The sequence below is a fragment of the Coprothermobacter sp. genome, assembly GCA_013824685.1.
GTDB lineage: Bacteria > Caldisericota > Caldisericia > Cryosericales > Cryosericaceae > Cryosericum.
In genome coordinates, this window is the sequence record PNOG01000003.1 from 1 (window position 1) to 16,295 (window position 16,295).

Annotated in this window: 20 protein-coding genes; 7 read left to right on the forward strand and 13 right to left on the reverse strand. The window is 59.3% G+C overall.

Annotated features, from left to right (window positions below; all coding sequences use genetic code 11):
* A partial coding sequence (locus C0398_00145) for a hypothetical protein (GenBank protein ID MBA4364405.1) occupies positions 1-1,066 on the forward strand: 1,066 nt, incomplete at its 5' end.
* A 123-nt stretch (positions 1,067-1,189) separates the two neighbouring features.
* On the opposite strand, the gene C0398_00150 is transcribed toward C0398_00145, so the two are convergent.
* Together C0398_00150 and C0398_00155 are read right to left on the reverse strand one after the other, a co-directional pair.
* Positions 1,190-1,489, reverse strand: a complete 300-nt coding sequence (locus tag C0398_00150) for a hypothetical protein (protein MBA4364406.1) — start codon at positions 1,487-1,489, stop codon at positions 1,190-1,192.
* Positions 1,490-1,625: 136 nt separating this feature from the next.
* A complete protein-coding gene (locus tag C0398_00155; protein MBA4364407.1) occupies positions 1,626-1,928 on the reverse strand; it encodes a hypothetical protein in 303 nt (100 codons plus the stop codon).
* Between the two features lie 173 nt (positions 1,929-2,101).
* Here C0398_00155 and C0398_00160 point away from each other — a divergent pair, with 173 nt between their 5' ends.
* Genes C0398_00160 through C0398_00170 form a run of 3 tightly spaced genes read left to right on the forward strand, consistent with a single transcriptional unit; the run spans position 2,102 to position 4,853 of the window.
* On the forward strand, positions 2,102-2,995 hold the full coding sequence (locus C0398_00160; protein ID MBA4364408.1) for an aldo/keto reductase: 894 nt from the start codon (positions 2,102-2,104) through the stop codon (positions 2,993-2,995).
* A 30-nt stretch (positions 2,996-3,025) separates the two neighbouring features.
* On the forward strand, positions 3,026-4,048 hold the full coding sequence (locus tag C0398_00165) for a DUF2804 domain-containing protein (GenBank protein MBA4364409.1): 1,023 nt from the start codon (positions 3,026-3,028) through the stop codon (positions 4,046-4,048).
* A gap of 7 nt (positions 4,049-4,055) precedes the next feature.
* Positions 4,056-4,853: a hypothetical protein gene (locus C0398_00170; protein ID MBA4364410.1), complete on the forward strand. Its 798-nt coding sequence runs from the start codon at positions 4,056-4,058 to the stop codon at positions 4,851-4,853.
* Positions 4,854-4,938: 85 nt separating this feature from the next.
* On the opposite strand, the gene C0398_00175 is transcribed toward C0398_00170, so the two are convergent.
* The 6 genes from C0398_00175 to C0398_00200 form a co-directional block, all read right to left on the reverse strand.
* On the reverse strand, positions 4,939-5,946 hold the full coding sequence (locus tag C0398_00175; protein MBA4364411.1) for a hypothetical protein: 1,008 nt from the start codon (positions 5,944-5,946) through the stop codon (positions 4,939-4,941).
* 301 nt (positions 5,947-6,247) lie between these two features.
* The gene (locus C0398_00180; GenBank protein ID MBA4364412.1) at positions 6,248-6,577 is read right to left on the reverse strand and encodes a hypothetical protein; all 330 of its coding nucleotides are present in this window, start codon (positions 6,575-6,577) and stop codon (positions 6,248-6,250) included.
* A 46-nt stretch (positions 6,578-6,623) separates the two neighbouring features.
* The gene (locus tag C0398_00185) at positions 6,624-7,079 is read right to left on the reverse strand and encodes a hypothetical protein (GenBank protein MBA4364413.1); all 456 of its coding nucleotides are present in this window, start codon (positions 7,077-7,079) and stop codon (positions 6,624-6,626) included.
* A 29-nt stretch (positions 7,080-7,108) separates the two neighbouring features.
* Positions 7,109-8,251, reverse strand: coding sequence for an NADH-dependent alcohol dehydrogenase (locus tag C0398_00190; GenBank protein ID MBA4364414.1), 1,143 nt, complete (start codon positions 8,249-8,251; stop codon positions 7,109-7,111).
* 99 nt (positions 8,252-8,350) lie between these two features.
* A complete protein-coding gene (locus C0398_00195; GenBank protein ID MBA4364415.1) occupies positions 8,351-9,172 on the reverse strand; it encodes a hypothetical protein in 822 nt (273 codons plus the stop codon).
* A 1-nt stretch (position 9,173) separates the two neighbouring features.
* Entirely contained in the window at positions 9,174-9,359 is a 186-nt protein-coding gene (locus C0398_00200) for a hypothetical protein (protein ID MBA4364416.1), read from the reverse strand.
* A gap of 152 nt (positions 9,360-9,511) precedes the next feature.
* Here C0398_00200 and C0398_00205 point away from each other — a divergent pair, with 152 nt between their 5' ends.
* Both C0398_00205 and C0398_00210 read left to right on the forward strand, forming a co-directional pair.
* On the forward strand, positions 9,512-10,051 hold the full coding sequence (locus C0398_00205) for a flavin reductase family protein (protein MBA4364417.1): 540 nt from the start codon (positions 9,512-9,514) through the stop codon (positions 10,049-10,051).
* Between the two features lie 194 nt (positions 10,052-10,245).
* Positions 10,246-10,689: a hypothetical protein gene (locus tag C0398_00210; GenBank protein MBA4364418.1), complete on the forward strand. Its 444-nt coding sequence runs from the start codon at positions 10,246-10,248 to the stop codon at positions 10,687-10,689.
* A 75-nt stretch (positions 10,690-10,764) separates the two neighbouring features.
* Here the strand turns inward: C0398_00210 and C0398_00215 are convergent, their stop codons facing one another.
* Both C0398_00215 and C0398_00220 read right to left on the reverse strand, forming a co-directional pair.
* Complete coding sequence (locus tag C0398_00215) at positions 10,765-11,331, reverse strand: chromate resistance protein ChrB (protein ID MBA4364419.1); 567 nt, start codon at positions 11,329-11,331, stop codon at positions 10,765-10,767.
* Positions 11,328-12,602 (reverse strand): MFS transporter, encoded by a 1,275-nt coding sequence (locus C0398_00220; GenBank protein MBA4364420.1) that lies wholly within the window; start codon positions 12,600-12,602, stop codon positions 11,328-11,330. Before C0398_00220 ends, C0398_00215 begins: the two co-directional genes overlap by 4 nt.
* Before the next feature lie 535 nt (positions 12,603-13,137).
* On the opposite strand from C0398_00220, the gene C0398_00225 reads away from it, so the two are divergent.
* Entirely contained in the window at positions 13,138-14,004 is an 867-nt protein-coding gene (locus C0398_00225; GenBank protein ID MBA4364421.1) for a hypothetical protein, read from the forward strand.
* Positions 14,005-14,552: 548 nt separating this feature from the next.
* On the opposite strand, the gene C0398_00230 is transcribed toward C0398_00225, so the two are convergent.
* The 3 genes from C0398_00230 to C0398_00240 are packed head-to-tail and all read right to left on the reverse strand — an operon-like array spanning position 14,553 to position 16,265.
* Positions 14,553-15,500, reverse strand: a complete 948-nt coding sequence (locus tag C0398_00230; protein ID MBA4364422.1) for an alcohol dehydrogenase — start codon at positions 15,498-15,500, stop codon at positions 14,553-14,555.
* A 50-nt stretch (positions 15,501-15,550) separates the two neighbouring features.
* Positions 15,551-15,778 carry a transcriptional regulator gene (locus C0398_00235; protein ID MBA4364423.1) on the reverse strand — a complete coding sequence of 76 codons (228 nt, stop codon included), beginning with the start codon at positions 15,776-15,778 and terminating at the stop codon, positions 15,551-15,553.
* On the reverse strand, positions 15,771-16,265 hold the full coding sequence (locus C0398_00240; protein ID MBA4364424.1) for a hypothetical protein: 495 nt from the start codon (positions 16,263-16,265) through the stop codon (positions 15,771-15,773). Before C0398_00240 ends, C0398_00235 begins: the two co-directional genes overlap by 8 nt.
* Positions 16,266-16,295 lie beyond the last annotated feature (30 nt).

Below are 16,295 nucleotides of genomic sequence, written 5' to 3' on the forward strand. Positions count from 1 at the left end.
GGTCATCAGCGGGATGACGTGGCAAGAGTTTTTCCGTGTCCGTATCGCCGAACCTCTCGGTATGAGGAGTACGACCTTCAACTTGATAGGCCTCAACCGGAATCCAAATGTGGCGGGCGGCGCACGTTCGACAGCCGAGGACTATGCCCGGTTCCTAACCATGCTCCTTCAGGGCGGCATCTGGTTCGGCAAGCATATCCTCTCGGAGCAGGCTGTCTCCCAGATCGAGCAGGACCAGGCTGCCACATCCACCATCGCCGTGACTCCCTATACCGCAGTCGTGTCGCTTCTCCCGTCGACCAGTCGTGCCCGTCCAGGGCTGGGCATGTGGCGGGAGGAAACCGACCCCAGTACCGGAATCCTCCTTATCGCCTCGTGTCCGGGAACCTACGGGTTCACGCCATGGATCGACCACAGACTGAACCTCGTGGGGGTCCTCTCCATGGAGTACGACCTGGCCAAGGCCGCCTATGCCATCATGCGCGTGCGCCAGCTGGTGCCCCAGGCCATTGCCGCCGGACTCCGCTTCAAGGATGTCCCGACCACATCGTGGGCCTTCGCCGCCGTCACCGACCTGAGTGCCCGCGGTCTCGTCACCGGGTATGAAGACGGCAAGTTCCACCCGGACAACGCGGTGACGCGAGCAGAGTATGCCAAGCTTGTCTGCACCGCCCTGGGTGTCGAGCCGGACACCGTGACCTCCGATCCCTTCAGGGACGTCTCGGCCGCTCACTGGGCGTCAGGCTACGTCGCTGCTGCTGTCCGCAAGGGATGGCTGACCGGGTACCCCGGAGGCGTCTTCGAGCCCGAAAACCCTGTGAGCACGGCCGAAGTCCTTGCGGCTATCGCCCGTTCACAGAGTTGGAACGACACAGCAACCCTCCCCTATGCGGACGTCCAGTCCGACTACTGGGCCTACGCCTTCATCGAGGCCTGTTTTACCAGAGGCATCATCAGAAATCCCGACCCCGGCATCGAATCTGGGGGAAAGCTGAACCCCGAGGGCCATTGCACACGCGCACAGGCATGCGTTCTCCTCAGCCGCCTGCTGTCCCTGCAATCCTGACCCTCCGTTCAGAGTTGTAACACTGACGTCTGTCCTTGATGTTACAACAATGAGGACTGTCCCGTGTTACAACGCCCCGGAGCAATCCGGGGCGTTCTTCATTCAGGAGACTTGGGCGAACAACTATTCGTCTTCGTCGTCCTGGGCTTCCTCCGCTTCTTCCTCTTCCTTTTCCTCGTCGTCCCAGTCGGTGTCACTATCGGCAAGGTCCTCCAGGATGTCCTGAAGGTCGTCCAGCCGGTCCATCAGATCATCGATATCATCATCCGACAGGCCGGACGCATCGATCTGTTCATATGCCTCATCAAGCTCTGCCCGCAAGCGTGCTGCCTCTTCCACGGCAACGTTGTCCTCGTCCAACTCGCTGATCTTCAGTTCGAGCGCACTGACGACTCCCTCGACCCGTACTCTCTCGTCATCCATGACTGCCTCCCATGTGAACATGTGGGTGTGATGCCGGCACTATAGAGAAAACGCCCCATGTTTCAAGCCTAGGACGCAGAAATGCCAGACGGCCGGGCAAAAACCCGGCCGTCTGCAGTACCCCAGCGGGGGCAGATTACTGTGCTGAAGTCTCAGTCTTGTCCACGGACGAGCCTTCGACAGTCGGTTTCGCCGGCGCGTCGACAAGCTCTACGGCAATGGTATACGACGCCGCGAGAGCGGCGACTGCCCCAATGGCCGCCCACACGGGAAGCAGGACCGCGCCCACGACGCCTGCGGTGAGCGGGACCTCAAACAGCGCGATGCCGTCCTTGTCCTTGATCGTGATGCGCCGGACGTTGCCCTGATGGACCAGGTCCCTGACCTGCTGTAGAAGCCTCTCGCCACTGACTTTGAACTCTTCCGTTCGATTACTCATGTCTCGTCTCCTCTGATGTTGTTGTCGATGCGAAGGATCACTGCACTGCGCCTGTCCTGTCGTCACCTTGTCTACGCGGGTGAAGGAGCCAAGGTTACACTGGCGCTGGTACGGCTGCCCCGTGAGGCTATACTATTACTGAACGCGGCCTCACCGCGGAAGGGAGGAACCTCATGGAGAAACGACCATTTGGCAAGACCGGTGTCGAACTCCCGATCCTGAGCCTTGGATGCCAGCGACTGGTGAATGAGGAAGGCTGCAACCAGGACCAGGCTGTTGCCATCCTCGAGCGGGCCCTGAAACGCGGCGTGTGGTACTTCGACACGGCGCCCGCCTATTCGGAGGGCGAAAGCGAACGACGTGTCGGGCTGGTGGCAATGAGCCGGCGCACGGACATGTGGATAGCGACCAAGGTCAACGAGACCACGCGGGACAGTGCCCGTCGGCAGCTCGAGGCGAGTCTCGGCCGACTGCAGACCGACCACGTGGAAGAAGTGCGTCTGCACAACGTCTTCAGCTTTGACCGGCTGAATGCCATGACCGGCAAGGGTGGGGCGCTCGAGGCCCTGATCGAGGCGCGAGACGAGGGCCTGGTCCGGTTCATCAGTATCTCGGGGCATGCAAATCCACAGGTACTTGTCGAGGCCATCCGGCGATTTCCGTTCGACACAGCCCTGTGCGCCGTCTCGGCGCTGGACCATTTCATCTACAGCTTCGCAGAGGAGTTTCTGCCATTTGCTCTCCAGAAATGCATGGGCGTTGTCGGCATGAAGGTTCTGGGCTTCAAGGCCCTGGCTGCCGACTGGCAGCGGGCGCTGCGGTACAGCATGGGTCTGCCGCTCACCACCGTCATTACCGGCTGCTCCACCATTGAACAGCTGGACGGCAACATTGACCTTGCCGAGAGCTTCGTGCCAATGACCAGCGTCGAGCGCCTGGCATTCTTCCGCGACATCCTGCCGATGGTCACACCGCAGAACATGCCCTGGAAATCCAAGGACTGGGCCCGCAAGGACTGGATCGAACGGAAAGAGCCTTTCGGATTGACGCGCACCGACTGCCAGTAATGGCACGGCGCACGGAAAAGGGAGCTGTCGATGCAGCATGAGCTGACTACGAACATAGACCTGTTGAGCGACAGGGGCGAACTGAACGAGAAGGGATGGGCACGCCAACTGGTAGCCACGTACAACCGCGAACGCGTCGCCGCAAGCTGGCTGCGCATCAAGGAGTGGGACTACTACTGTGTCCTGACCCCGGACTATGGCGTGGCCATGACCATCTCGGACATCGGCTACCTGGCCAACATCTCTGTGACCTGGCTGGATTTCGCGAACCGGACTGAGGTCACGGAAACCGTCATGAAGCCGTTCACGCGCGGGGCGCTCAACCTGCCGCGCACGTCTGAGACAGGTGACATCGCGTACAAGGACAGCCGCATCGACATGCGCTTCACCCGCAACCCTGCGTCACGCGTGCTGACCCTGGATGTCCCGGGTTTCGACCACGGCAAGGGGATCAAGGGCAGCCTGAGACTCGACCAGGACCCAACTTTGGAAAGCATGGTCATCCTGACCCCGTTCGAGCGTGCGCCGAAAGCCTTCTACTACAACCAGAAAGTCAACTGCATGCCCGCGACAGGAACCATCACAATCGGCGGCGTGGACCATGTCTTCGATCCACAGACCTCGGCCGGCGTCCTCGACTGGGGTCGGGGTGTCTGGACGTACCGCAACACCTGGTACTGGGGTTCCGGCTCCGGCCATGTGGACGGGCATTCCTTCGGCTTCAACATCGGCTACGGGTTTGGCGACACCAGTGCCGCCAGCGAGAACGTCATCGTCTGGGACGGCAGGGTTCACAAGTTCGACCGCATCGAGTTCCAGATTCCGCCGGACTCCTTCCTCAAGCCGTGGAAATTCGTGAGCAGCGACGGTCGATTCGACATGGACTTCGAGCCCATCCTGGACCGCCATGCCAAGACTGACATCGGCGTCATCAAGACCGTTCAGCATCAGGTCTTTGGGCGCTTCACCGGTGACGCCGTCCTCGACGACGGGACCCGGGTGCACCTCGACCACTTCCTCGGTTTCGCCGAGAAAGTACTCAACCAATGGTGAGGCCATCATGAGCGCAACAAGAATTCTTCCGGTAGCAGTACGCAACGCGGGCGACCTTGCCACGATCTGTGCAGGAGAAGGCGCGAAATCCGATCCGTTGTGGGAACGGGCGACCAAGGCCAAGAGACAGTGGGCCCGCGACCGTCTCGCCGAACTGGGCACGTTTGCCTGGGTCGCCTACAACGGTGCCGACCCCATCGGCATGATCCAGTGCCATCCCGACCGCGACCCCATGGGCGTGGGTGTGGCCGTCATCGACTGTATCTGGGTTCCCAAGAAATCCCGCTGGGGACGAGGCATCGGTAGCAAGCTTCTGGCAGAGGTTGAGACGACGATGCAGCGTCAGCATCGCTGGTTCGACGGCAAGACTGCTGATGGCATGGCTGCCATCGCCTTTCATGGCGAAGCCGAGGGCCAGCAGTCCGCCGAATCATTCTACCTGCACCACGGGTTTGTCCACGTGGATGGCGACCCCGACCTCATGTTCAAGCCCTTCCTGCCGGAAACCGTCTGGACCTCGACCCCGCGCGCAGTGGTGGAGCCGACGACGTTGCCCGACGACCAAGCCCGCGTCACCGTGCTGCTCGGACCTCTCTCGTGTCCGTTCCAGTACCGTATCCTCAGCCAGACCGGCACCTATGTCGGCGAGAAGCTCGGCATACCGGTCACCGAAGTGGACGCCGTCATCGATCCTGAACGTTATCTGGCTCATGGCGGACACCCTGGCATCCTCGTGCACGGCCGTCCGCTCCAGTATGACCTTCTGCAGCGTGAGAGACTTAATGAGGAGCTGCGCGGATTGTAGAATCCTCCTGAAGAATCAGGTGTGTCTCATCGGAGCCCCGCGGCGCGGGGCTCCTTTGCGTCTGGGGGCGATGTCTGGACCGGGTTCAGTCCGCAGGCGCCTCAAAGGAACCTGCAACGCCGAACAGCGGCCCCGTCGTCGTCCGAAGCACATCAGTACTGGGGATGACGTACGATATGCCGTCCACCACCTCCGGCAGTCCCGGGAAGGGGACCGACTCCACGCCTTCGGCCGCGACGTCCTTGTAGGTTATGGCGATGCGCGCCATAACGCCGAACGACATGTCGGTTGTCACGGCCGCTTGCACAGCGCGGATGACCGCAGGGAGGCGCAGCAGCGTCCGCACCTCTTTCGTCTGGTCGATGACGGCCGCCAGGAGCTTCTTCTGGCGCGCCACACGCCCGTGGTCCTGGCCGGACCATGTGCCGAAATCCCCGATGGCATCCATCCTGAACCGCGCATACTCCAGCGCCTGCTCGCCATCGAGATGCTGGACGCCCGGCTGCAAGTCGATGACTACGTCGACCCCCTTGTAGAGCATCCTCTCCTCGACGTCGATGGTTACGCCGCCCAGAGCGTCGATTATGGCCGCAAACCCTGCGAAATCGGTTTTGACCGTGTAGTCGATGCGGAGACCCGGCAGCAGGTCTGTTGTGATGGTGTCGACCAGCAGACTGGTCCCCCCGCCCTGGTAGTATCCGCTGGAAGTCTGGTTCAGCTTGTTCACGCCGTGGCCGGGGATCGTGACGCGTGTGTCGCGTGGGAGAGACAGCAGGCGTACGTGCTTCGTCGCCGGGTCCAGCCGCACCAGCATGATCGTGTCCGCCCGCCCGGGGTCGTCCTTCTCGCGGGAGTCAGCCCCAAGCAACAGGATGTTGAGCGGTTTGTCAAGGTCGGGCTGTGGCTCGAGAGGAATCGGGGGCACCACGCGCTGCGCAGGAACGGGGTGGTCCAGTGCCGAAGGGTTCGCAGTATCACCAGTGACGACGTAGGATAGAGGCAGACCACGTGACACAGCGGCGACTCCGACAAGCAGCGCCGCTATCGCCAGCAGTGCCAGAATTCTATGCAGAGTTCGCTCTTGTACCGCCATGGTGCTCCTTGTGCCAGTCAGAGAACCAGCTTTTTAGTATACAGCATCATGGAGCATTCCCTTCGCTAAACACGTTGGTCTGTCATTCCCGCGCATGTGAGGCCCTTGGTCTGTCATTCCCGCGCATGTGAGGCCCTTGGTCTGTCATTCCCGCGCATGCGGGAATCCAGTCCTGGTTCGACGCGTGGGTTCCCGCCTTCGCGGGAACGACGGAAGGGGCAGAGGTATCCTGCCGCTTATCATTCTTGGGCACGTGAGTCCTTGTGTCCGTCATTCCCGGGCATGTGAGGCCCTTGGTCTGTCATTCCCGCGCATGCGGGAATCCAATCTTCTCGTCCCCCGTGATATCGGGCCAGAGGTCATGCCAGTCAGGATTGCCCTGTTCGATCAGGTCGACCTTCCACTGGCGGTTCCATTTCTTGATCTGCTTCTCGCGCTGAATTGCCGCGATCATGTCGGCGTGGAGTTCATAGTAGACCAGGCAGTGGACGCCATACCGCTTCGTGAATCCGTCGGCGACGTTGTTTCGGTGTTCGTAGATGCGTCTTACGAGGTCGCTGGTCACCCCGGTGTACAGGGTCCCGTTAGTTCTGCTGGTCAGGATGTAGACGGCAGGTTGTCTCGTCGCCATACGCCTCCTCTTCTGTCATTCCTGTACACATGAGGCCCCTAGTCTGTCATTCACGGGTCCGAGGGAATCCATTCTTGGTTCGACGTGTGGGTTCCCGCCTTCGCGGGAACGACAGAGTAATTGCCCCCGGCTGGTTGAAACCGAACAGCGCAGCGACGCTCGGAACAAGATACAGGAGCGTCACCATTACGCGCGAATCCTGGTTGAGGCGCAGAGGCTCTGCCAGCAGGAGAACAAGCACGAGTCCCAGGACTGCCCCGAAGATGCCTCGCCAGAGACTGTGAGGAAGACGCAATCGCCACGCTACCAGCCACATGCCAACCACGAATCCGACGGGGTAGGCGAGAACACTGCCAACCAAGGCCCCGATGATGTCTCCCCAGCCATTGCTGGCACCGCTGCCCAGCTTCGCTCCGATCCAGCTGCCCAGTAGCAGCATGCACCCTCCCAGGACGACGCCCACGATCAGTTCCAGCAGCGTCGTACGCAGTGAGTCTCTCACGGACGCGTCACGCTACACTTCCTCCGCACCTAGAGCACAGGCTTGAGCAGCTCGACCACGTCACGCGCCGTCAGGATACGCAGTTTTCCGAGCGGACCCTCGGAAAGCGCATTGAAGGCAATGTCACGGAGCTCACCAGCTGCAATGCCAAGGTCTCCCAGTGTCGACGGAGCGCCCCAACGCTGGAACGCCGTCCTCATGGCCATGATGCCTTCTTCGACCGTTCCTGCTCCCCAGACGGTTTTTGCCCACCGCTGAAACTGGCCGGGGTTATTCTCGCGCTGGTAGGTCATCCAGGCGGGAAGGATGACCGCCATGCCTGCTCCATGGGCTACTTCGGGGTGTAGCGCGCTCATGGCTGACTCGATGCTCCGGGCTGACCAGTCACTGTCCTCGATGCCGGCGGAGCTCAGACCGTTCATGGCCAGCGTCGCAGCCCAGGCGAGGTTCGCGCGGGCGCCGTAGTCGGCGTGATCTGCCTGCAGTCGGTCGACCATCTTGATGACCGTACGCATCAGTCCCTCGTCGAGTGCAAGCGTCGTCTCCTCGAACGATCCCACCAGGTAGGTGGCCATGATGTGGCTGAGGACACCGATAGCACCGTTCACGGTCTGGCGCCACGGCAGGCTGGTCTGGACGCTCGGATCCACGATCGCAAACCGGGGGTACAGGACGGGAGAGGAAATGCTCCACTTCCTGTGCTGCTCGCTCTGAGTCAGGACAGCCCACGGGTCCATCTCGCTTCCGGAAGCCGAGATTGTCAGAACCACGAAGACCGGGAGTGCCTTGTCGATCGGACACCGTCTCTCGAAACAGCTCCAGAGGTTGTCGACATACACGCCCGCCGCAACACACTTGGCCGTATCGATGACGCTGCCGCCTCCGACAGCCAGCACGCCGTCCACTTGCTGCTCACGGGCAATCTGCACCAGCTGCTGGGCAAGCGCCAGCTCAGGGTTGGGCCGTACCCCCCAGGCTTCTACCACCTCAATGCCCTGCACGCTCAGGGACTGGATGACGGCCTGATAGACGCCGTTCTCGCGGATGGAACCGCCGCCGGCGATCAACAGCACCTTGTGAGCGCCTTCGCGAGCGATGGCCGGGCCTACCTGCTGCACGGTCCCGCGACCGAAGATCACCCGCGTCGGATTGCAGAACTCGAAACTGTGCATGCGTCACCCCTTTCGCGCCAGTCCGGCGCGTTCCTCTAGACTAGCACCTGTGACAGACGGTATCAGCATAGTACCTTTTCGCCGCAGAACTCGCCGCGGCTAGTCCGGCTCCACCGTGAGTGCACCAATCCCGGGGCGCCAGTCGAACACGGCGATGTCTCCGACACTGTCGAAGCCAAGGCGGACATACAGCGACACCACCTCGGGATTCGCCTGCAGCACGAGGTGTGAATAGCCCATGCGAGCCGCCTGAGCCAGTGCCTCCCGGCTGAGCAGGATACCCGCCCCACGTTTTCGGAACATCTGAGGCACACCGAGCCAGTGCAGTCCCGCCACGCCGTCACCTGCAAACAAGAGTGCGCCGCCCACCGGGGTCCCGTTCTGCAGTGCCGTCAAACGATGCCAGCGGCCAGAGAGGACGCCGGTCTCTGTAAGCATCGACTCCAGGTCATGAAACTGTGTCAAGCCAAACCCATCGAGGACGACGTGCATCCACTGCTCCCGTTCATCAGGGGAGACTGCATCGACTACCGTGATGCCCGACGGCACGTCCTCCTCCCCCACCGGACCGTCAAGCAAGCGGACCATGCCGGTCCAGAAATATCGCAGCTCAAGCCCATGGCTCACCAGCCGTGTCGCGAGGTCGTTGGGCTTGGAACAGCCGTCGACATACCAGGTGACCGGCACGGCGGCACGGCGAAACGGCAGCAGGAGCCGTTCGATGCTTTGATCGGCAGTGTCCGCGCCAAGACGAGCCCTGAAAATGCGATTGCGGTCGACTTGCGGCGCCCGCACAGAGGAAGCGGACACGTCGCCCAAGACGTACGTTCCCGGCTGGCCGTCCACCGTCAGGAAGTATTGCGCCATCTCCTCGCTGACGAGGCACGCGCCGGCGTTCATCGTCAGGCTGTCCAGAGCCATGTCAGTCCTCTTCCTCTTCGTGACCGTCGCCCAATACCTGCTCTACCAGGGTTCGCATGTTCGCCATGGTCTGCTCTCTGGCCACGACAAGGAACTCGGTGCCCAGCCGCGAACCATAATTGTGAAGCCTGCCGGTCTCCCCAGGTCCCTGAATGTACCGATCCGGGGCCCCTATGATCCTCGTCATCGTCGACCTCCTGTTGTCGGAGCATTGGTGTGGCTGCACAGCACCGCTGTTCCTGTCCCTATTCTACGCACTGGGCATTCCAACGCAACCATGTCCCACTATACTGGAACCACGAGTCCGGTGCGCCTCTGCCAGACCGCCCAGGAGACAACATGGCCAAACTTGTCAAAGCACCCTCGACGGCACTCACCCCCGTCCCAGCCGTCCTCGTGACTGCGGGCACGATGGAAGCATCCGACGTCACAACCCTCGCCTGGGTCGGAACTGTCTGCTCCGAACCCCCGATGATCAGCATCAGCGTCCGCCCGGAACGCTGGCTGCACCACTTCATCGTGGAGGGAGGCGCCTTCGTCGTCAACATTGTGGACACCGCCCATGCACGCGCCCTCGACCTCTGCGGCAATGTGTCCGGCAAGGATACCGACAAGTGGGAGCTGAGCGCCCTTACCCGCGAGCAGGGAACAGCCACAGCCGTGCCTCTGGTGGCGGAGTGCCCCATCAACATCGAGTGTGTCGTGCGCCAGACTCTGCACCTTGGCACCCATGATATGTTCATCGGCGAGGTCGTCGCAGTGCACGTGGATGAGCGCGTCCAGACAGGCGGTCGTGTCCTGGACCCAGTCTGCTACGTAAGTGGCCAGTACTGGAAGCTGGGAGACCTTATCGGCCCCTCGGGGTTCTCGCGCAAATAGCTCCGCAGTAATGCGCTTTCCGCTCTCGGCGGCGTGAATGGGACGTCCCGGATGAGCTTCACCTTCACGGTTCCTCTTGCACGAATCCAGCGGAACTCTATTCTGCTAATAGAGGATACGAGGGGGAGTGCACCTCGGCCGCGGTTGATTGTGCGGCAGATACCCCCCACACACTAGGTATCAGGGAGACAGACATGAGAATGAAGAGGTCGATTGCAGCGGTCTTGCTGTTCCTTCTCGTCGTTGGCGTCGCAGGGTGCAGCGCCCCCAAGGATACCACGACCCCCTCGACAGGGGACACCACGGTTGATACCAACCGCACCATTGTTGAGGTTAATGCCAAGAAGGTCGAAGAGCTTATCCAGACAGACCGCGATCTCGTCATCATCGACGTATCTGGTAAATGGGCCGACGGACACATCGTGGGTGCATTGGATACTCCGGTTGACAAGCTGCAGGAGATCATCAACGGCAACTTCACGCTCAGTGCCAGCAAACACTACGTCGTCTACTCCCGTGACGAGGAATCCAGCAAGAAGGCGGCCACCATGTTGCTGACAAGCTCCTTCACCGTCATCAATCGCCTGGTAGGTGGGTATGACGCCTGGGTGGCGAACGGCGGCTACGTCGAGAAATAGGCGCCCTGAACACTGACAACAGTGAAGCCCCAGTCATGTGAGGCTGGGGCTTCTGCATGACCTGCCGTCTGCCGTTCAGGAGTGTTTGTCGTGTGGCAGGTTGACGTCCTCGGCATGACCCTCGCGACGCTCGACTTCTTCCGTGTAGGTGTCTGAGCGCTTCGCAGCATCTTCGACGGCCTGCTCTGCGCGCGCATGACCGGACGCTACAAACCAGTCCCGCGCGACGATACGCTCCATCCACTTGTGAATCCGGGCCAGCTCGGTTTCGTTCTCCTCGATCTCGGCGTACGTGAACTTCTCCTTCTCGGTCTCGCGGTCCAGTTCATACACCAGGCGTTCGCACTGCTCCACGATCTCATCGTAATCTCCGTCGCGCTGCAGTTGAAACGCAGCAATCACACGAGCATCGTCTTCTTCATCGATGAACTCCATCCTCCCGACGAGAACCTCACCCCCGCTGGACACCACCTCGGCTTTGAGAGCGAGCACCTGCGCGAGCAGGGTCTCCGTCATTGGCAGCACGGCGGCCCCCTGCTGGACGTAGACCGCGCCCAGCTCCTTCAGTTTCCTCCACAGGTACACACGCGTGCGCGATGGCTCTGCAGGAACCTTGTACGTGATAGCCAGCCAGGTCTTCATGCTGCGACCATCGGCTTCGCACGAGTTGAAGCCCGCATCAGAACCGTGAGAGCGATCATGGCCACAAACGCGAGGATGGACCCGAAGATGAACGGCGCGCTCGGGTTGATGCGTTCCCACAGGATGCCGGCGATCAGGCTCGCAGGGAGTGCACTGACGCCCACGGTAGCATTGTACAGACCGAACGCTGTGCCGCGCTTCTCAGACTGTGGGACGAGGTCGGCGACCAGCGCGCTTGCGACGCCGTCCGTCATGGCGTAGTAGACACCATACAGAGCATACAGCGCCCAAATCTGCCATCCCTGTGTGGCGAACCCGAAGCCCAGGTACACGAGGGCATACACCATCCAGCCAGCGCGGATGACACGGTTGCGCCCGATACGGTCCGACACGATGCCCGCGGGGATGGATAGCGCCGATGTCACGCCCTTCCACATGGCCAGCATGAGGAAGATCTGCACGATATCCAGACCGGCCTTCTGAGCTTTGAGCATGAGGAAGGCGTCGCTGCTGTTGCCCAGGGTGAAGACGATCATGATGACCAGGAATGCCTTGAAGCGCCAGTCGAACCCCTTCAGCGACAAGTTCAGGGTCCTCGGATTCGCAGTGCGCGGCGCGTTTTCACGTACGAAAGCGGCGATCAGGGGAAGCGCCAGAACGGCAGGGATGCTCACCATGATGATCAGTTTCTGATAGACCGAGCGTGTCAGCGTTATCGCCGCCGCAGATCCGCTGGCGGCAACCATGCCGGCCGCAGCCAGCATGCCAAAGACGGACCCGAGCGTGTCCATGGAGCGGCCGTACCCGAAGGAGCGACCAAGCTTCTTGTTCTCGGACGAGTCGGCCAGCAGGGCATCCTTGGGAGACGAACGGACTCCCTTGCCCGTACGATCGGCGAAGCGCAGGACCGCGGCAAAAGGCCATGAGCTCACGAAATACAGCAGCGGCTTCGTGACATTAGAGATGACGTAACCGCTGAACGCCAGCCATTTGCGCTTCTTCATCCTGTCAGACAGCCAGCCGAACACCCACTTCAGAATCGTGGCCGTCGTCTCCGCCAGTCCCTCGATGAACCCGATGACCGCTGGCTTGACACCGAGCGCGTTGGCAAGGAACAGCGGCAACGTCTTGACCGTCACCTCGCTGCTGAAATCCGTCAGCAACGAGACAAAGCCAAAGACGAAAACGTTCTGACTCAGCCCAAAGAACTTGCGCTGCGGTCTCTCCTGGCTCGTTTCCACCGGCACGCTCACTTCACCTGCGTCTTCCATACTTGACTCCTCTCAACTGATACATGTAACTGTTGTTACAGTATACCTAGTGTTACATGATGTCAAGTGAGCGATGTGGTGGTTTGGGCGCGACAAATAGAGTCGTGGAATCTGCAAATATGTCGTGGAATTGATGATGACAGCACGGGAGGGCTGAGACGCCGAGGTACCGCAATGTCGTCTCCACGGTTGATTGCACCAGCGTCCGCGATAGTGACAGAGATTTCGCTCTGAGATGTCTCACGCGCCATGTCCTTCTCCGTCTCCCTTGTTTGGCCCCTTCTCGTGGCCACAATTCGTTGATGATGCTACACTAGTATTGGAAAGCATGGCGCGGTCGTCTTGATAACTAACGCCGAAGGGGGCACCATGGCTCGCGGAAAGACAAAGAACAGCATAGCAGTCAAATCAAGCAGAGGGACTTTGTCGCCCATTGAGACCATCTTGACTGACCAGGTACTTTTCGAACGATACAACCTGACTCGGGAAGTCATAGACTTCTTTGAATCCAAAATCCGTCGAATAGAGGCGAACAATGAGTGACGAACATGCGCTGGCAGTCTTTGAGAACTTCAAGATCCGAAGGGCATACGACGAAAAGTCAGAAACGTGGTATTTTTCCGTGGTTGATATTGTCGGGGCATTGCTTCAGCGGGCGGATTATCAGACTGCCAGAAACTACTGGAAGGTCCTGAAAAGCCGCCTTAAGAAAGAGGGAAGTCAAACGGTTACAGATTGTAACCGGTTGAGAATGATCGCCGAAGATGGCAAAATGCGGGAGACCGACGTTGCCTCGCCAAAAACGCTCCTGCGAATCATTCAGTCGGTGCCCAGCCCCAAAGCAGAACCCATTAAGTTATGGCTCGCGAAGGTGGGTTATGAACGAATTCAGGACATGAGCGACCCGGTCCGTTCTCTTGACCGCGCCCGGGAATACTGGCAACAGCAGGGCCGGAGCGAAAAATGGATTCAGCAAAGGATGATGGGGCAGGAAACCCGCAACAAGCTCACTGATTACTGGAAAGAACACGAGATCAAGGATGAAGAGGAATACGCCATTCTGACCAATATCATTCATCAAGAGTGGAGCGGCATTTCGGTCAAACAACACAAACAGATCAAGGGCATCAAGACCCAGAACCTGCGCGATCATATGAGTGAAGCGGAGCTGATCTTTACTGCCCTTGCAGAGCTTTCTACCCGTCAGATTGCCCAGAGCGTCGAAGCGACTCGCATGACGGAAAATGCCGAAGCGGGAAGGAAAGGCGGAAAGATCGCCCGAAGAGCGCGCCTTGAACTCGAGCAGGAAACCGGCAAGAGCGTGGTTACAAGCGAGAATTTCCTGCCGCCTGGCGCCCCGCGGAAGAAACTGAAGGGAGATTCGAACGAGCGCAGCGAGTGACACCGCAACACTTCGCCGACATATCCGGACCCTCAGGAACCTCTGACAATTTGACCGATTGAAGCCACTGCCTGGGCAAATAGAAACAAGATCCGGAAGGCTTTTGACGGTTGGGACAGACTTGGACAAACGGAACAGGTCCGCGCGAGAATCGACATCCGGACTTGCAGGGAAAGTCATCTTGGAGTAGTCCGGATCTCCCATCCGGAAGGCGATCCTGCCCAGCTGGCTTGCTCAACCAGGCCCGGACTACTGCGGAGATTCCATCCTGGTTGGCATTCCAGAATCCGGGTTCATTTCCCAAGAACCGCGTTCATTCTCCAGATCCCCCGATTCGCGCCAGATTTCCCGGACTCGCGCTGACGCCGCTGTCCCAAGCCGACAAGGGCGCCTCGACGACCACGCTGCAGTAGGAGTACCTGGCGCGTGACGCAAATACTCTCAGAATACTATCGGAATCCTTGCCCTCCCTCAAGTTCCTTTCTACAGATATACAGGTGGTTACTGCAAGTCCTTCAAATACACCAAATCTTGAAACCGAATTCAGGTCAGGTTTCCCCTGGTACCCGAATCAGCACCTTGCCCAAGGCATGACCGGCTGCAAGATAGAGGAAGGCGGCAGCGCCCTCGGTGAGTGGGAATGTCCTATCAATGACGGGATTCAGCTTTCCCTCCTGTAGAAGTTCCATAATGAATGCCAGATCTTTTGTGTTGGGTTTTGCCGCCAGAGACCGGATCTTCTTTTTGCCCAGCGACATCATCGGTCCGAAGAGCAGGGATTCTATGATCTGGGGGAACGTGCCGCCGACCATGACATAGGTACCTGCAGACGCCAGAGACCGCTTGTACGCCGACAACGGATGGTAGCCGTTGATGGCAATGATGAGATCGTATCGGATTCCACTCTTGGTGAAGTCTTCCACCCTGTAGTCAATCACATGGTCCGCCCCAAGGTCCCGTATCTTCTGTACGTTTCCCGTGCTGCATACGGCGGTAACTTCGGCACCGTAGTACTTGGCAAGCTGGACCGCGAAGGTTCCCACGCCGCCGCTTGCTCCGTGGATCAGGACTGTTTGCCCCGGCTTGATACATCCGATATCACGCAGTGCCTGGAGAGCAGTAACAGACGCCATCGGCGAAGCCGCTGCATCTTCAAAAGACACCCCCGGTGGCTTTCGAACCACTATGCTCTGAGAAGCTCGAACGTATTCAGCCATACCGCCGGATCCGCAGCCCGAAGTATCGGCAACGACTTCGGCCCCTGCCTTGAATGCCAAGACGTTCTTGCCGACCGACTCTACCGTTCCGGCAACATCAGCCCCGAATATTCCGGTTTTCGGTATGCCGAGTCCCATCTTGAAGGTTCGGTAATCCATGGCATTCAAGGCTGTAGTATGGACCTTGATCAGGACGTCGCCATCGCTGGATACAGGCTTTTCAACGTCACAGTAAGAAAGGCGATCTGGGGATGTCCTGTCGTAGACTATTGCTTTCATTCCACTCTCCTCATGCTCTGAAATCGTTCTTCTGTCGTTGCCGGTACTCATCACGTATTCTCCCTAGCCTTGTACCCAAACACCTCAGTGATCGGCATGCCGAATGCGTCGGCGATGCGGAAAGCCAGTTCGAGTGTGGGCGAGTATTTTCCTGCTTCCACAGCGATAATCGTTTGTCTGGAGACATCTGCCTTTTCAGCGAGTTCCTGCTGGGTCATTTCACTGGCAAAGAAACGAAGCGTGCGGATGTTGTTCGTAACTTCGAACTTCTTAGGCATTGCTGACACCCTTGCCATAGAAGTACAGGCTCGCGGCGCCTTCCACCAACGATCCGACAAGGAATGAAAGGTACATCACGTTCAGCATGACGACCGTTGAATAGCCGAGGACCAGAAGGATCAGCGCGCCGACAAATCCGACACCGGCGAGAACGAAGCCTATCTGCGAGGACTTCAACTCGATGAGCTTGTCCATCTCATCCTCTATCACAGTGGCCTCAACTCTCTTGTCAATCTCCTTCTCATCGCATGCCCGGTCTTTGACGGCAATGCCAATCGACAGGGCGATATGGAAGACGATCTGGAGGATAATGGTCACTACGATTCCGATGCCGATAAAGACAAGCATTGTCCCGGCCCAGAACTTCAGATTTCCTTCAGCAATTGCGCCCGAAGAATAGCGACCGAATGCATAGATGCAGTACTCGGCAAGAACTAGGGCTCCCCCAACCATACTTGTTATTGTCTTCTTGCTTTGGTAGGACATAGTCGACACTCTCCTTTACAATGTGTAATG

Excerpts from the sequence above, each read along its gene's own strand:
- C0398_00150 (MBA4364406.1), bottom strand. The coding sequence starts at position 1,489 with ATGGATGACGAGAGAGTACGGGTCGAGGGAGTCGTCAGTGCGCTCGAA.
- C0398_00155 (MBA4364407.1), bottom strand. The coding sequence starts at position 1,928 with ATGAGTAATCGAACGGAAGAGTTCAAAGTCAGTGGCGAGAGGCTTCTA.
- C0398_00160 (MBA4364408.1), top strand. The coding sequence starts at position 2,102 with ATGGAGAAACGACCATTTGGCAAGACCGGTGTCGAACTCCCGATCCTG.
- C0398_00165 (MBA4364409.1), top strand. The coding sequence starts at position 3,026 with ATGCAGCATGAGCTGACTACGAACATAGACCTGTTGAGCGACAGGGGC.
- C0398_00170 (MBA4364410.1), top strand. The coding sequence starts at position 4,056 with ATGAGCGCAACAAGAATTCTTCCGGTAGCAGTACGCAACGCGGGCGAC.
- C0398_00175 (MBA4364411.1), bottom strand. The coding sequence starts at position 5,946 with ATGGCGGTACAAGAGCGAACTCTGCATAGAATTCTGGCACTGCTGGCG.
- C0398_00180 (MBA4364412.1), bottom strand. The coding sequence starts at position 6,577 with ATGGCGACGAGACAACCTGCCGTCTACATCCTGACCAGCAGAACTAAC.
- C0398_00190 (MBA4364414.1), bottom strand. The coding sequence starts at position 8,251 with ATGCACAGTTTCGAGTTCTGCAATCCGACGCGGGTGATCTTCGGTCGC.
- C0398_00195 (MBA4364415.1), bottom strand. The coding sequence starts at position 9,172 with ATGGCTCTGGACAGCCTGACGATGAACGCCGGCGCGTGCCTCGTCAGC.
- C0398_00200 (MBA4364416.1), bottom strand. The coding sequence starts at position 9,359 with ATGACGAGGATCATAGGGGCCCCGGATCGGTACATTCAGGGACCTGGG.
- C0398_00205 (MBA4364417.1), top strand. The coding sequence starts at position 9,512 with ATGGCCAAACTTGTCAAAGCACCCTCGACGGCACTCACCCCCGTCCCA.
- C0398_00210 (MBA4364418.1), top strand. The coding sequence starts at position 10,246 with ATGAGAATGAAGAGGTCGATTGCAGCGGTCTTGCTGTTCCTTCTCGTC.
- C0398_00215 (MBA4364419.1), bottom strand. The coding sequence starts at position 11,331 with ATGAAGACCTGGCTGGCTATCACGTACAAGGTTCCTGCAGAGCCATCG.
- C0398_00220 (MBA4364420.1), bottom strand. The coding sequence starts at position 12,602 with ATGGAAGACGCAGGTGAAGTGAGCGTGCCGGTGGAAACGAGCCAGGAG.
- C0398_00225 (MBA4364421.1), top strand. The coding sequence starts at position 13,138 with ATGAGTGACGAACATGCGCTGGCAGTCTTTGAGAACTTCAAGATCCGA.
- C0398_00230 (MBA4364422.1), bottom strand. The coding sequence starts at position 15,500 with ATGAAAGCAATAGTCTACGACAGGACATCCCCAGATCGCCTTTCTTAC.
- C0398_00235 (MBA4364423.1), bottom strand. The coding sequence starts at position 15,778 with ATGCCTAAGAAGTTCGAAGTTACGAACAACATCCGCACGCTTCGTTTC.
- C0398_00240 (MBA4364424.1), bottom strand. The coding sequence starts at position 16,265 with ATGTCCTACCAAAGCAAGAAGACAATAACAAGTATGGTTGGGGGAGCC.